Origin of the sequence: Streptomyces sp. NBC_01390 (assembly GCF_045040105.1) — a bacterium.
Lineage (GTDB): Bacteria > Actinomycetota > Actinomycetes > Streptomycetales > Streptomycetaceae > Streptomyces.
The window spans coordinates 1,439,893-1,453,366 of record NZ_CP109551.1; the positions used below are offsets into that span (position 1 = coordinate 1,439,893).

Genomic DNA, 13,474 nt, shown 5'->3' on the forward strand with positions numbered 1-13,474 from the left:
AGCATGCTGACCTCCGCCCGCACACCCCGCCCCAGGTGGCTCACCTCCGACGAGGCCCCGCTGTGGGACCGAAGCACCTTCTCGCCCGAAGCCTGGACGTACACGCTCTCGCGCGAGGAGACCATCGAGATCATCGACGCGCTCACCGTCGCGCAGAACCGGCTAACCGGACGCGACATGCTCACCGACCGCGACACTAACCGCAGAGACTTCCCCCTGGGCCACGTCGGCTCGATCCTGGAAGCGATCTCCAGCGAGGTGTCCGACGGCCGCGGCTTCGCCGTGCTGCGCGGACTGCCCGTCGACCGGCTCGACGAACGCCAGAACGCACTGCTCCTGCGCGGACTGGCCACCTACCTGGGCCCCATCGCCACCCAAAGCCGGGACGGACAGCTCATCCGGCACGTCCGCGCGACCGGCCGAGCGCTGGGCGACGCGACCGTGCGAGGTCATCAGACCGCCAACCGCCTTTGGTTCCACACTGACGGCGCCGACGCCGCAGCCCTGCTGTGCCTGACCGCCTCCGAGACCGGAGGGCTTTCCCGTCTCGCCTCGGCCGCCACAGTCCACAACCAAATGTTGAACGCCTCCCCGACGCGGACCGCCGAGCTGTACCAGCCGTTCCACTTCCACATGGCCGGCGGCAACGTACCCGGTCTACCCCCCACCTTCATATCGCCGATCTTCTCCCTCCACCGAGGCCACTTCTCCACCCGCTACGTCCGGCACACGCTGCTGGAGACCCCCACCGTCACAGCGGTCCCCCTCCACCGGGACGCCATGGCCGCCTTCGACCTGCTGGAGGAGCTCGCCGACGAGAACAGCATCGACATGGAACTGCGCGCGGGCGACCTCCAGTTGGTCAACAACCACACGGTGCTCCACTCCCGCACCGCCTACCGCGACCCGCGGCCCCCAGCCGAGCCCCGTCACCTGCTCCGGTCGTGGATCACCTTCCCCCACTACCGCAGCCGGCGAGCCGCAGAGGCCGACGAGTACCTGCGCTTCGGATGGCTCACCGACGACCAGCAGCAGCAGCTCGCCACCACTTGGGCGCCCCCGACCGCTCCCGACCCGGCCCCCGCCGCATGACCGTGCACCCGCCGGGGCCGACGTGGACTGCGGACGTCGTCAGCAAACTCCACCGCACCGCCCGCCGGCGGCCCGACCACCCCGCCGTGATCGACCGCCACGGCACGACGAGCTTCCGCTCCCTCTACCTAGCCGCCGCCCAACAGGCCCAGGACCTGGAGTCCCGTCCCGATCACGGCGCGGGCGTCGCGGTACTGCGCGCCACACCCACCGCCGCGTTCTTCATCCAGGTGTGCGCCGCTCTCATGGTGAGCCGCACGCCCTTGGTCCTGCCCGCCCGCGTGCCCGAGGCGGAGGCACTGCGCGACGTCCAGGCGGCACGAAAAGCGGGCTGCCGCCCGTGGAAGGCGGTCCTGGCCGTATCGGGCCGCCAGCAGGTTCCGGTCCTGACACACGGCGAATCGCCCGCCGCCCCGCGCAAGGCCCGCGCTCTGGGCATGCGGCCCGGCGGGCGTGCCCTCTTCGCCGCCCCCATGCACCTGAACGGGCCGTTCGAGTTCGCACTGCGTCAGCTCCTCCTCGGCGGCTGCATCATCCTCGCCCCCCGCTTCGAGGCCGAGCAGTGGCTGGAGAGCGTCCGCGGCCACAAGCCGGACTGGGCGTTCTTGGTTCCGACGCAGATCCAGCAGATCTGGGACGCACGTCCACCCCGCGAACTCCGCGGCGACTGCTCCTCGCTGTGTCTGCTCCTGCACTCCTCGGCCCCGTGCCCGCCCCCGCTGCGCCAGCGCCTGGCCGACGTCCTGGGGCCCGAGCGCCTCGCGGAGTACTACGGGACCACCCTGTACGACGGGACCTTCAGCCCCTACACCTCTCGCGGCCCCGGCGGATCTCCGCTGCCCGATACCGAGCTGCGGATCGTCGACCCCAGCCGCTGGCCCGTAGCGGCCGGCATCCAGGGAACCATCGAGGGCCGCAGCCGGACCGGACTCATCTCCCACCGCACCGACCAGCCGTGCGCCGGCCGGCCGCAATGGCAGAGCGTCGGCGACCTCGGCAGGCGCATCAAGGACACCGACCGCATCGAAGTCACCGACGTGGCCGTCCCCGGCCGCGCCATCGTGGCGGGCGTCAAGATCGCCGTGGCCGAGACCCACGACACCCTGTCCGCCCACCCCGCCGTACGGAACTGCGAAATCCGCGTCAGCCCCCACGACCGGTTCGGATCCGTTCTGTCCGCCGTCGTACACACCGAGGACCCGGCCCTCACCCCATCGGTCCTGCGCACTTGGTGCGCCCAGCGGCTGACACCGCCTCAGCGCCCCCACGCCATCGAGCTGCGTCGGACCGCAGCTCTCGATCACACGACCCTGCGAGAAGGACATGCCCGACTGTGACCTGTGCCAGGCCATCAACCCGGACGTCGGCGACTGCACTCTGCAACGCCATCTCCATGCCGGTCAGCAACGCATCGTCGCCGCGTCCGAGTACGCGGCGGCGGTGCCAACCATCGGCGCCTTCGTCCCCGGCTACCTGCTCGTGGTGCCCACCACCCACGTGCTCTCGCTCGGACAACTGAACGACGACGAGCTGGCGGGGGTGGAGGACCTGGCCCACGACCTCGCCAACCAGCTGCACCAGGTCTACCGGCGCCCGATCCTCACCTTCGAGTACGGCCTCAACCTCCCCGCCGGGCGGCGCATCTGCCATGGCCATCTGCACATGCTGCCCAGCACCGCCGACCTCAGCGAATGGCTCGCCGCACGGGCCCCGGGATACGAGATCGCCAGCTACGCCCAAGTCCCCCGCAGCCCGGACACCTCCTACATCACCGTGCGGGACCAGACCGGCACCCTGACGTGCTACCCCGTTCCCAACGACGCCTTCCCCCGGATCCGGCTGCGCGAGGTCGTGGCCCGGCTCGATCCGCAGATAGAGGACGCGGCATGGGACTGGCAGACCCACCCGTTCCCCGAACAGATGCGCGCCACCGTCGACGACCTCACCACCGTCGCGCCAACAGCACGCCGGGTACCAGCGTCCCGGACCGGAGCACCCAGGTGAGCGGTGAGCTCGACTTCGCGAGCCTGTGGCGGCGTATCGCCGCAGACCATCCGGAGCGCCTCGCCTTCATCCACGGCAACAGCACAGTGACCTGGCGACAGTTCGACAAGCAGGCCGCGACGTTGGCCGCGCATCTGCGCAGCTGCGGCCTCGGCCGCGGGGACGTCGCCGCACTCGCTCTGCCCAATCGCCCGGAGCATCTGGTCTGCCTCGCCGCATGCCTGCGCATCGGCGTCGTGCCCGCCAACATCAACTACCGCTACCGAGCCCGCGAACTGGACGGCATGCTCACCCTGCTCACGCCGAACGCCGTCTTCCTGGCACCCGAACAGCTCACCGAGATGTCCGCCGCCCGCGCCGGGCTGCCCGGCTGCCGGACATGGATCGCCACAGGCCCGCAGGACCTGCCCGCCTGGACGCAATCGCTGGAACGGATCCTGAACGCTCAGGGGTCCGACGGCCCGGACGATCCCTGGGCGTCCTCCCCGGACGACACCTTCATCAAGTGCACCGGCGGCACCACCGGGGAGCCCGCCGCGATCCGCTGGCGGGTGGGTGATCTTGCCCGCAATCTCAACGCCCACAATCCGTGGCTGCGCCGCAGCACCATGGAGACCGCGGGGCTGATCGCCGTCGCCGATGCCCGACTGGTCGTCGCGAGCCCCCTCATGCACGGCTCCGGGCAGACTCGCGCCCTGGGCGCCCTGTGCGCCGGCGGCACGGTGATCACCGTGCCCGAGCCCGGCCCCTCCGCCATCTGGGACACCGTCGCCCAGCACCGCGCCGACACCCTCGCCATCGTGGGCGACCCCCTCGCCCGCCCCCTCGCCACCGCCCTGCACCGCCGACCCGGCCGCTGGGACCTCTCCCGCCTGGCCACCATCACCTCATCCGGTGCCGCGTGGAGCCAACAGGCCAAGCGCAGTCTCCTCGACGCCCTGCCCCACGCACGGCTCATCGAGACGCTCGGCGCCACCGAAGCCACCGGCATCGGCTCCTCCACCGCCACAGCCGACTTCGTGCCGGCCACCGGGACCTTCGATCTCGGCGCCCACGCCGTCGTACTACGGCCCGACGGGACTCGCGCTTGCGTCGGGCAAGACGGCCTCCTGGCCGTCGCCCAGCCCCACCCCCTCGGCCTCCACCCCACGGGCGGCCTCGCAGCGAACCGCTTTCGCGTCAGCGACGGCATCACGTACCTGCTCTCCGGAGACCACGCCCGTCTGGCCGCGGGACGCCGCATCCTCCTGCTCGGCCGGGACAGCGAATGCGTCAACCTCGGCGGGGAGAAGGTCTACCTCCCCGAGATCACCCGCGTGCTGCTGGCCCACCCCGACGTCCAGGACGCCGCCGTCATACCCCTGGCCCACCCCGTACGCGGACACACCCTGGGCGCTCTCCTGCACCTGGCGGTCGGTGGCGAGGTGGAGGACGTACGCCGCTACGCCCGCGGCCAGCTCGCGGACTTCAAGGTTCCGCGCACGATCGTGCGGGTCGCCTCCATCCCGCGCACCGAGGCGGGCAAGCTGGACACCACCGCCGCCCGTACCCAACTTGAGCAGGCACGACGCGCTGCCGCTCCCGTCAGCGAGGAACTCGTCATCGCCCCCCGAGCCCCTGCCACCAGTCCCGGTATCTGGCAGCACCTCACCCAGGTCGCCGAGCGCGAGCAACTCCTCCTGGAGAGTGCTCTGGCCTCCCTGTTCGTCGACCCGGCCCTGGACGACAAGATCGGCAAAGCCCTCGGCTACCCCGACTGGCCCCAGCCGCTCACCCTCCTGCCGGTCCTCGCCCCCGAGCTGGCAGGCGCCACCGAGGACCTCGCGCTCTACCTTCAGGCGTCCGCCGACGCCACCGCAGAAGTGATCGACGCGGTCGCCCGGTGTCACTGGCCGCGGCTCGACCGGCACGATCCCGCCGCCGTGGACGCGGTCTGGCTGCTGATGCAGCACGCGGATCTCGCGGGCGAGCGCAGAGACGAACTGCTCTACGAAGCCACCCGCAACGTCACCACGCGGCTCATCGACGGCCGGCACCTGGCGCTGCTGGACGACCGGGTCCAGTCCTTGCACGGACAACCCCAGCGCTACGGCACCTTCGTGCTCGTCCGCGACGAGGAACCCCGCTTCCTCTACCCGCTCGACGGCGCCTACGGGAAGGTCGACGAAAGGCGCAGGCTCATCGGGATGCCCCTGCTGCACGAGGACCTCAGCCACGCCTACAGTCCGATCACGCCCTACGGCGCCGGACGGACCACCGCAGGCAACCGCTTCTCGCCCCGGCCTGGACCAGCCCGCTTGCACACGGGGGACCCGAGCCGGATCCTGCGCAGCGAGAGCGTCCCGCCGGACGCCGTTCCGGTGTACCTCGCGGCCACGCTCCGCCATCGCAACGAAATCCGCCGGCTCCGCGACAGCCTGCCCGCCCCGCTGCACTCCACCTCGCGGTGGCTCGACCTGGACCCGCTCACCCGGCCCAGCTGCCAGTTCGACGCGGGGATAGCGCTCAACCGGCTCGCCGCCCGGCTGTGCCTGGACGACGTCCGCCGCTCCAAGGTGCTGATCGCCATGGGGTTCAGCAGGCGCAGCGCGGGGCTGAGCGTGGAGATCGGATGCGCGCTGGCCGCCGGCATCCCGGTCATCTACGTGGGCGAGCCGAGTTGTTCCTTCGACATGCTCCCCGAGGTCACACTCGTGCCCGACGTGGACGCTGCGATCCAGACCGCCCTCACTTGGACTGACGACTGAGCCCGGCGTGTACACCCTGAAACTGAAGGGGGGCCGGCGCCGCAAACGAATCGCGGCGCCGGCCCCCCTTCGTGTCGTGGTCCTCAGCCTTGGCGAGGGCTCGTGACGGTGGGCGCGGACATCGCCAGGCCGATCATGTCGGCCCAGGCCGCGTCGCCCACGTTGTCCTGGAGCTCCTTGGCCGCGCGCTCGTCGGCCGTCAACACGCCGAACTCCACCCGAGTGTCGTACGGCAGGAAGTCGAGCGCCAAGCGCCGACCGACGTAATCCAGTACGGAGGTGGCCTGCTTGATCTCAGGGTCATTGGTCATGCCCGCGGGCTCGAAGCGCATGCTGACGTACTCGCGGACGAACACCTCCAGCGGGACCTGGTGCCGCAACCCCTGGGTGATGGTCGTACTGAAGCCGTCCATCAGCCCCGCCATGGTCGAGCCCTGCTTGGCCATGAAGATCGTGACCGCAGCAGGGCGACCGTCCTCGGTGCAGGCGACCGTGAGGTAGCCCTTCCCCTCGCCGACGTTGAACGACCGGGTCGTCGACTTCAGACGCCTCGGGGACCGCGGGGGCACCTGGACGAGGGGGTGCTCCCCGCCCCTGTGCTTACGCGCCATGCCGTCAACGGTTCGGTCCGCCATCGAATGTGTCCTCTGGGTGGTCGAAATGGGCATAACAGGTCTGACGCCCACAACCTATGGGCATCTTGCGTTCGGTGACCACAAGATGTGGGATTCCTACCGTAGAGGTGAGGAGCGGTCGGCACCAATCGCGGCGCGCCGAACACACGCCCCCAGCCCGGTCGTTCGGTGGTTGTGGTGCTCAGGCGTCCACGAGCCGTGGAAGCGTCCTGACGAGGACGTCCGGGTGCTGTTCCCTGAGCTCCAGGAGCCGCCCCAGTACCCGGCGGCGGAAGTCGGGCCGGCCGGACCAGATCGCGCTTCCGGAGTAGGTGTCGCTGCGCGCCCAGTCGCGCTGGCTGCGTCCGTCGTCCTCGCTGGCGCCGAAGAGCGCGTCGTACATGTCGGTGGCCGGGAACGGCGTGAAGAAGTGATGCTTCTGCTCGTTGTACGGGAGCAGGGCCAGGTCCTGGACGAGACGGAAGGTGAGGTCGCTGTCTTCGTCGGTCTCGTGCGGAAGGTCGTGGATCCAGCTGGTGAGCTGGACGATGCCGGCTGCCGACAGAATCCGGCAGCCGTCGATCGTGTGCTGGACCGTCGCGTTCTTCGTCATCAACTCCAGCATTCGGTCGGAGCCCGATTCGCAGCCGACGAAGATCGCGCTGAAGCCGACCTTCCGGAGCCGTTCGAGGTCGATGTGCCCCGCGAGGTTCACGATGTCCTTGGCCCTCATGTTGGCCCGCAACTGGATGCACAGACCGCGGCGCTCCATCTCCTCGACGATGCCGATCACCCGCTGGGTGTTCGTGGAGAAGTTCGGGTCCATCAGGCTGATCTGGTCCGGCGCGTAGGTTTTCCACAGCTCCTCGACCTCGTCGACGACTCGCTTCGGCGGCAGCCCCTTCCAGCGGCGCAGGCTGGTCTTGGGCTCGCTGCAGAACCCGCAGGGATGCGGGCAGCCCCAGGACGTTAGGTAGCTCAGATCCCGGACCCTGTCGGTGTAGTACGCGGTCACCGGGATGAGGGTGTAGTCCAGGGGCGGAACCGTGTTCATGTCCACCAGGGCGCCGTACGGGGTCTCCAGAATCCGGTCCGCCACCGCGCCGCGCAGCGAGATCTCGCGCCTCCCGTCCCGGTAGGCCAGGTTCGGGATGGCCGCGAGCGAAGCGGTGTCAGCCAGGCCGCCTTTCCGCTCGGCCAGCTCGGCCAGGGCCACGGCCGCGGCTTCGCCCGGTCCCAGGACGACCACGTCCACCCACCGCTCCCGCAGGATCCCCCGGTAGGCGAGCGAGGCGTGGTAGCCGCCCCACACCACAGGTACGCCCGGCGCGTGCTCGCGCACCGCGCCGATCGCGTCCAGCACGTTGCCGATGCTGGGACCCGTCATGCACGAAACCCCGACGTACAGGGCGTCCTTGGCCTCGTCCGACAGCTTCTTGCGCCAGTCCGGTTCGATCTGGCAGTCGATGATTACCGGTTCGTGCCCGGCAGCCCGCAAGGCGGTGCCGACCGTCAGCACGGACAGCGGGTGCCAGGGGTAGTCGGACTCGCCGGTGGCAAGCGGGTCCACACCGGCGAACAAGACGATCTTCCCCACGAAAGTCACACTCCCAGGCCGTAGATGTCAGTCGCCGCTCGACAGCGGCCGTAACCAGCCTCGGCTCGCCGCGATGGCATCGGTACGCCACGGGCCTGCCACTCCACTGCCACTTCCCCGCCGGACCGCAGTACGAGCCCGAGTCGCGCTCTCCTGCACCACGCCCTTCAGGCTGCTCAATCCATTCCATATAGCCGTAAAGCAACCGTGGATCGACGCAAATGGCAGTGAAGTGGCAGACGAATGGCGTACCGACGCCACACGCCAGGCGAAACGCTGATACCGGCGGCCACACATGAAGCACGTACTCGCTGCCGTACCACTACGCCGCCCCGACCCGTGAGATTCGGAACTGTTGGCCATGAGGACACAGACGCTCCCCCGCATCACCGGCACCGTCACTGAGCAGGGCCGGATCCTCGTGCTGCCCCATGACCAAGATGTCGGCGTACCCACGCCCCGATGTCCGGCCGCGCTCGCCGGGACGTCAAACCCGTCCGCTCCGCGCACCGCCGCGGCGCCGGATTCCTCTAGCGAGCTCGACTGGGCAAGCCAGCCTCAACAGCACTGCGCCGTTGGAACGTTCGGCTCCCATCTCGATCCGGCCAGCGGGACGTCCCAGGACGTCCTGGCCAGGTCCTACGGGGCGGTACCGGTGTCTCTGCGCTCCCTGAACGATGCCCGTGTAGCTCGCCGCACCGTGTTTTCCCTGAACGAACCGCCCTTGTCGGCGAGTGGCGGCTCGAAATGCCTCGGCGGCTCCTCTTGGGGGGCCGCCGAGGTGACATCCCGGTCGCCAACTTCGGATCTCACTAGTGGAGTTGCCCGTATGCCTCGCACCACGACCTCGGCTCCCACCGTCGGCGGTGGGCAGGTGGACGGAGTGTCCTGGTTGGAGGGCTCGTTGAGGGAACTGGGCCGTGACCTGAGGACTGTTGTGTCGACCCTCGCACCCGGACCGTCGCCTCTGGCGGTGCAGGACCCCCTTTACCGTGAAAGGACCAGACTGGTGTTCGCCGAGGCTGCCTCCGTCAGCGAAGACCCGGACGAGCGACACGTTCAACTGCTGCTCATGCGCGGCCACTTGATGCGACTGCTCGGAGCAGTCGTTCCTGTCGATGCCGACGAGCCTCCTCGGGAAGAGGATCAACTGGTCGCAGGCGTGCGTGCCCTTCTCGACGAGGAGATTCCCGGCGACGCCGTGCGCGCGGTGTCCCTGCACCAGCGGATGTCCGAGGCCGGGCGGGAGCTGTTCGCCGTCCTTCCTGCTGTCGACGCCTCTGCCGACGTGGTCGACGGCTGGGGCAGGACGGTGTGCGCCTGGCTCGATTCGACGCGTATCCGCGAAGCCATTCGTGCGGCGAAGTCCTGGGAACAGGCGGGGGTGTACCCGCATCCGCACACCCTCGCAGCGGTCACACAAGCGCTCAGCGGCTACGTCACGACGCTCATCCCCTACGTTTCGATTCATTGGGAATCGCTCTCCGCCGGGAGTCGCGGGTGGTCCGCATGCGGTGAGGCGATCGAGCGCTCGCAGGAGGCCCGCGACGTCGCTCCGGGAGAGGGGCTCAAGGCGGGGGCACCCTGGCGGAATCAGTGCTGTCCACGATGATGCGGGCTGTCAGCACGGCTGGGGCGAGCCTCGCTCAGTGCCTCACTGAGGCGGGAGGTGTATCGCCGCATGCGAGACGGCCAGGCGTCAGCTGATGCAACGACCGCCGATGGTCTGGGGGCGTGGGACGCGTGCCGACCAGGAGAAAGCATGTCGTCATTCCACAATGTCACGCCAGCCGCAGTGGTCAGGCTCGCGCGACGCTGCGCCCGATGCGGATGCCCCCTGAGCCGGTACAACAACGAACTCCGATGCGGAAGTTGTGCACGAGGTATCCCACGGCAGATCAGTCGAGGCGTGCACGTGCCCGATACGGTGTGGGCCGACGAGGACCTCCAACAGGCGCTGGCGGTCCGGGACTTCGGCAGGCTGTGCCGACTCGTTCGCGAACGCGTCTCCCTCCGCCAAGAAGACGTCGCCTCGCTGACGGGTCTGAGTCAGGCATTCTTATCGATGCTGGAATCGGGCGCACGCAGGCTCACGAACATCGACAAAATCATCCAACTCGTTGACGGCCTTGGAGTACCGGCAGATCTCAGGGGAATAATGCTGGTCAGCGACACCGACGCTGCCTCAACCGAGAGTCCGCCATCCTCCGCAGTCAGCAGATGGCCGGCATGAATAGGGAGCGCCGATGCTCGCCACGAACAGTGCGCGGGCGTCAAGGACGGTTGCCGAGGAAGGCGCTCCTACTGCACCGATACAGCATGGCGACAACCACCACCGGCGAGACGAGGAACGTTTTCCGCCGACAGGGTCTGTAGTCCGGGGCGCTCTCTCTAGCGCAGTTCGCAAAGCAGGGAAGCAGCGACTTCGGCCATGGTGTCGGTCAATGGCGCTTTCCTGCCCGTCCGTCGGAAGGCGCGCTCGACGTTGGCGCACAACAGCAGGCGGGACAGCACGCCGCTGCGAGTCGACAGGACGTCGGAGAGCAGGGTCTGTACTCGGTCTGCGAGCGCCGGCACGGTCAGGGAGGCGGACCACAGACAGGCCGCATCCCATCCGACCGGGCCCATGCCCCAGCTCTCCCAGTCGATGATCGACAGGCCGGGGCCGCAGAGGTTGGCGTATCCAAGATCGCCGTGGGCGCAGGCCCAGTCAGTGATCGTGGTGTCGATGTCCTCTCCGTAGACCTCGTGGATTCGCCGGGTCAGGTGGGCCTGGCCCATGGACACGCGGTCCGTGGAGTGCTCCGAGAGGTTGATGAGCGCGGTTCGCAGGTCGATCCACCACTGCTCGGGCAGGCCAGGGTCCGACGTGATGTCGCCCATGGTGGAAAGGGCTCCGTCTTCCACGAGTGTCATCTCGTCCGCCCGCCAGACCACGCCGCGTGCCTGGTCTGTCCAGACGGCTGCTGCCGACCATTCGGGGCGAGGCACGCCCTGGATGGCAGCTGCGGCCTCGAAGCCGGTCCAGACTTGGGTGTCGATCTTCTCTGTACGTCGCCAGGCGAGCCGGACCCATGTGGCTTCGGCGGTTCGGAATCCGGCGGTGCCGTTGTACTTGCTGAAGTGGCCGTCCTCGCGCTTGAGCTGCCGTCCGAGCCGGCGCTCGATGTCGTCGAGGACGTCGTCGAGCGGAACGGTCGAGAGGTCATCCAAGGTGGCTTGCACTATTGGTCCTTCCTGGACTGGGCTCCTGCGCTCACGGTAGCCCTCTCGCGCAGCAGCGCCCGATACACCGTCACCGTCTCGGTGTTGACCTCAAGTCGCAAGCCACCGACAGCTTCGGCGAGGTGATCGACGTGGGAGGTGCCGACCGCGAGACGGGTGACTTCGGGTATCGCGAACGCTGCGGCGACGCCTGCCTGAAGCGTGCTGCATTGTTGGCCCGGGACGAGAAACGTGGAGGTGTCCACGGTCTGCCAGATCGGGTCGTCCGCGTTTCCCGCGAAGGGAGCCATTCCCCACAGCTCTGTGATCCCTGCGCGGTCGACGAGTTCGTCCACCGCGTTGAGGATCCCGGCGGAGACGGTGAGGCCGGCGCGGACCATCGCTACGTCCGGGCGTGGAATCTCCCAGCCGGCATCGACAAGAGACCGAGGGTCCCAGCTGGAGAGCCCCCAGCTCTTGCAGAGACCCGCCTCGCGCATCTCCAGAAGTGCGGCGCACGCGTCGGCGAAGCCGGCGACCGAGGACTCGGGGTTGTGCAGAAGCACCGTGTCCGGCGTACGGCCGAGTTCCTGGGCCGACTGCTCGACGGCAGCGCGAAGCCGCGCCGGGGCGAGGTCGTGGCCGTCGGGGAAGTAGCCGACCTTCGTGGAGATGGTGAAGGCGGCGAGCAGGTCGTCAGCGATCGCCGCGAGGGTCCGGTGGGAGGTGAAGTGGTGGTAGTTGAACGCGGTGTCGAGGTCAGTGACACCCTGCTCCAGGGCGCCCTCTAGAAGGTGTCGGGTGTGACGAGTTCGGTGTAGGCCGAGAGCGATTCGGCGGTCAGCGGTGCGCACAGCCCCTCCTGGATCAGGTGCTCGGCGAGCGTGGTGAGGTCTTGGTCGTCGTCGGTGAGGCGCACTGGGTGCCCGGACAGGAGGCTGCGGAGGGCGGGTTCGGCGCGGCTGTGGAAGGTGAGGCGCTTGCCGCCGCCCACCACCTGGACCGTGTCACCAGAAGGTGTAATGACGGGTTCGAACTCGGTGACAGCCGCGGTGTACTGGAGCGGGCCGAACACCGGGATGTGGGGCATGTGCCGAGCGGGCGGCGTGTTCGCGCGCAGTTCCGTGAGGTATCGCTTGGGGTCGTACTCGCGGGCGAGGGCGGTCAGCTTCGTGGCGAGCACGTTGCCGTCGACGGTGTCTTGGCTGCGCTCCAGGTCCGTACGGAAGTCCTCGTCGGCGCGTGCGGCGTCGGACAGGAAGTTGGCCCAGGTCACCCCGGTGCGCTTGGTGAGTCCGAAGGTCACGTGGAGGGAGTGGCCGTCACCGCCGGAGCCGATCCTCGTTGCGGTGTGCCAGAAGCCGCGGGGTATGTGCATGACGTCGCCGGCCTGCATGGTGCCCTTCCAGAGCACCTCCTCCGACGGAGTGAGGTTGCGTTCAGCGTCGCGGTACATCGGTGCTGGGCGGGAGGGTCCTCGGACCTCCCAAGACTTCTCGCCGGAGAGCTGGACGGCGATCACGTCGTGGTCGTCCCAATGAAGGTTGAAGCCGTCTGTGTCGCCGACGGCCAGGTAGGCGTTGGCGGAGGTGAGCTCGCCTGACCACCAGCCCAGCGCGCGGCAGGCGACTTCCAGGGTCGGGTCGAAGGAGTCGACGTGGTCCAGGACCACGGTTCCGCCGCCGTTGAGGATCCGGCCGATGGCCGCCATGTCGGCCTGGCTGACGGCCTGCCTACGCCGGTTGACGTTCGTAGACAGGAAGAGTGAGGGGTGTACCTCGTCTCCCTCTGCGTAGCAGCGCAGTTGGGGGTTGGCGAGTTGGCGGTGCCGGATGGTTTCCAGCAGCCGGTTCGGGGTCATCAGCCGGGTGATGAGGTCCGGGTCGGCGAGGTGCCCGCGAGCGAACGCGGTGCCCACGGGCCCCGGCCCGCCCCAGCCGAGCGCCTTCTCGATACCTGTGACGAGCCGGTGCTCCATGGTTTCTCCTACTCCTTGGGAAGGTTCAGGTCGCGGTTGTCGCCGTCATCGCCCGCGCTGTTCTGCGAGCTGGTGATGTCGGACCGCTCCGCCTCGCTGCGATCGTGGGCCACGGCGAGCTGCTCGACGGCGACCAGCAGACCGACACTGGTCCCGCCGCCCTCCTTCTTGGCCTTCATGCTCTTCGCGGTCGTGGTCACTCGGCACTCCTCTCATCGGGACCTCTCGGCAAGCGAGT

At 68.8% G+C, this 13,474-nt stretch carries 12 protein-coding genes; 6 read left to right on the forward strand and 6 right to left on the reverse strand.

The annotated features are described in order from the left end of the window. The first annotated feature begins 3 nt into the window (after positions 1-3). Genes OG241_RS06190 through OG241_RS06205 form a run of 4 tightly spaced genes read left to right on the forward strand, consistent with a single transcriptional unit; the run spans position 4 to position 5,843 of the window. Positions 4-1,092 (forward strand): TauD/TfdA family dioxygenase, encoded by a 1,089-nt coding sequence (locus tag OG241_RS06190; RefSeq protein ID WP_405814147.1) that lies wholly within the window; start codon positions 4-6, stop codon positions 1,090-1,092. Then, positions 1,089-2,429 carry an AMP-binding protein gene (locus tag OG241_RS06195; RefSeq protein WP_405814149.1) on the forward strand — a complete coding sequence of 447 codons (1,341 nt, stop codon included), beginning with the start codon at positions 1,089-1,091 and terminating at the stop codon, positions 2,427-2,429. Before OG241_RS06190 ends, OG241_RS06195 begins: the two co-directional genes overlap by 4 nt. Beyond that, positions 2,416-3,096: an HIT family protein gene (locus tag OG241_RS06200; protein ID WP_405814150.1), complete on the forward strand. Its 681-nt coding sequence runs from the start codon at positions 2,416-2,418 to the stop codon at positions 3,094-3,096. Before OG241_RS06195 ends, OG241_RS06200 begins: the two co-directional genes overlap by 14 nt. Next, on the forward strand, positions 3,093-5,843 hold the full coding sequence (locus OG241_RS06205; protein WP_405814151.1) for an AMP-binding protein: 2,751 nt from the start codon (positions 3,093-3,095) through the stop codon (positions 5,841-5,843). Before OG241_RS06200 ends, OG241_RS06205 begins: the two co-directional genes overlap by 4 nt. An 83-nt stretch (positions 5,844-5,926) precedes the next feature. Here OG241_RS06205 and OG241_RS06210 read toward each other — a convergent pair whose 3' ends face one another. Both OG241_RS06210 and OG241_RS06215 read right to left on the reverse strand, forming a co-directional pair. Then, complete coding sequence (locus OG241_RS06210; protein WP_199791709.1) at positions 5,927-6,454, reverse strand: ribonucleoside-diphosphate reductase; 528 nt, start codon at positions 6,452-6,454, stop codon at positions 5,927-5,929. A 205-nt stretch (positions 6,455-6,659) separates the two neighbouring features. Then, on the reverse strand, positions 6,660-8,054 hold the full coding sequence (locus tag OG241_RS06215; RefSeq protein WP_405814152.1) for a B12-binding domain-containing radical SAM protein: 1,395 nt from the start codon (positions 8,052-8,054) through the stop codon (positions 6,660-6,662). A gap of 1,009 nt (positions 8,055-9,063) precedes the next feature. Here OG241_RS06215 and OG241_RS06220 point away from each other — a divergent pair. Together OG241_RS06220 and OG241_RS06225 are read left to right on the forward strand one after the other, a co-directional pair. Beyond that, the gene (locus OG241_RS06220; protein WP_405814153.1) at positions 9,064-9,666 is read left to right on the forward strand and encodes a DUF6415 family natural product biosynthesis protein; all 603 of its coding nucleotides are present in this window, start codon (positions 9,064-9,066) and stop codon (positions 9,664-9,666) included. Between the two features lie 303 nt (positions 9,667-9,969). Further along, positions 9,970-10,287: a helix-turn-helix domain-containing protein gene (locus OG241_RS06225; protein ID WP_405814154.1), complete on the forward strand. Its 318-nt coding sequence runs from the start codon at positions 9,970-9,972 to the stop codon at positions 10,285-10,287. 158 nt (positions 10,288-10,445) lie between these two features. On the opposite strand, the gene OG241_RS06230 is transcribed toward OG241_RS06225, so the two are convergent. Genes OG241_RS06230 through OG241_RS06245 form a run of 4 tightly spaced genes read right to left on the reverse strand, consistent with a single transcriptional unit; the run spans position 10,446 to position 13,436 of the window. Further along, a complete protein-coding gene (locus OG241_RS06230) occupies positions 10,446-11,279 on the reverse strand; it encodes an aminoglycoside phosphotransferase (protein ID WP_405814155.1) in 834 nt (277 codons plus the stop codon). Then, positions 11,279-12,112 (reverse strand): aldo/keto reductase, encoded by an 834-nt coding sequence (locus OG241_RS06235; protein WP_405814156.1) that lies wholly within the window; start codon positions 12,110-12,112, stop codon positions 11,279-11,281. Before OG241_RS06235 ends, OG241_RS06230 begins: the two co-directional genes overlap by 1 nt. After that, positions 12,046-13,236, reverse strand: a complete 1,191-nt coding sequence (locus tag OG241_RS06240; RefSeq protein ID WP_405814157.1) for a JmjC domain-containing protein — start codon at positions 13,234-13,236, stop codon at positions 12,046-12,048. Before OG241_RS06240 ends, OG241_RS06235 begins: the two co-directional genes overlap by 67 nt. 8 nt (positions 13,237-13,244) lie before the next feature. Next, positions 13,245-13,436, reverse strand: coding sequence for a hypothetical protein (locus OG241_RS06245; protein ID WP_405814158.1), 192 nt, complete (start codon positions 13,434-13,436; stop codon positions 13,245-13,247). Positions 13,437-13,474: the final 38 nt, after the last annotated feature.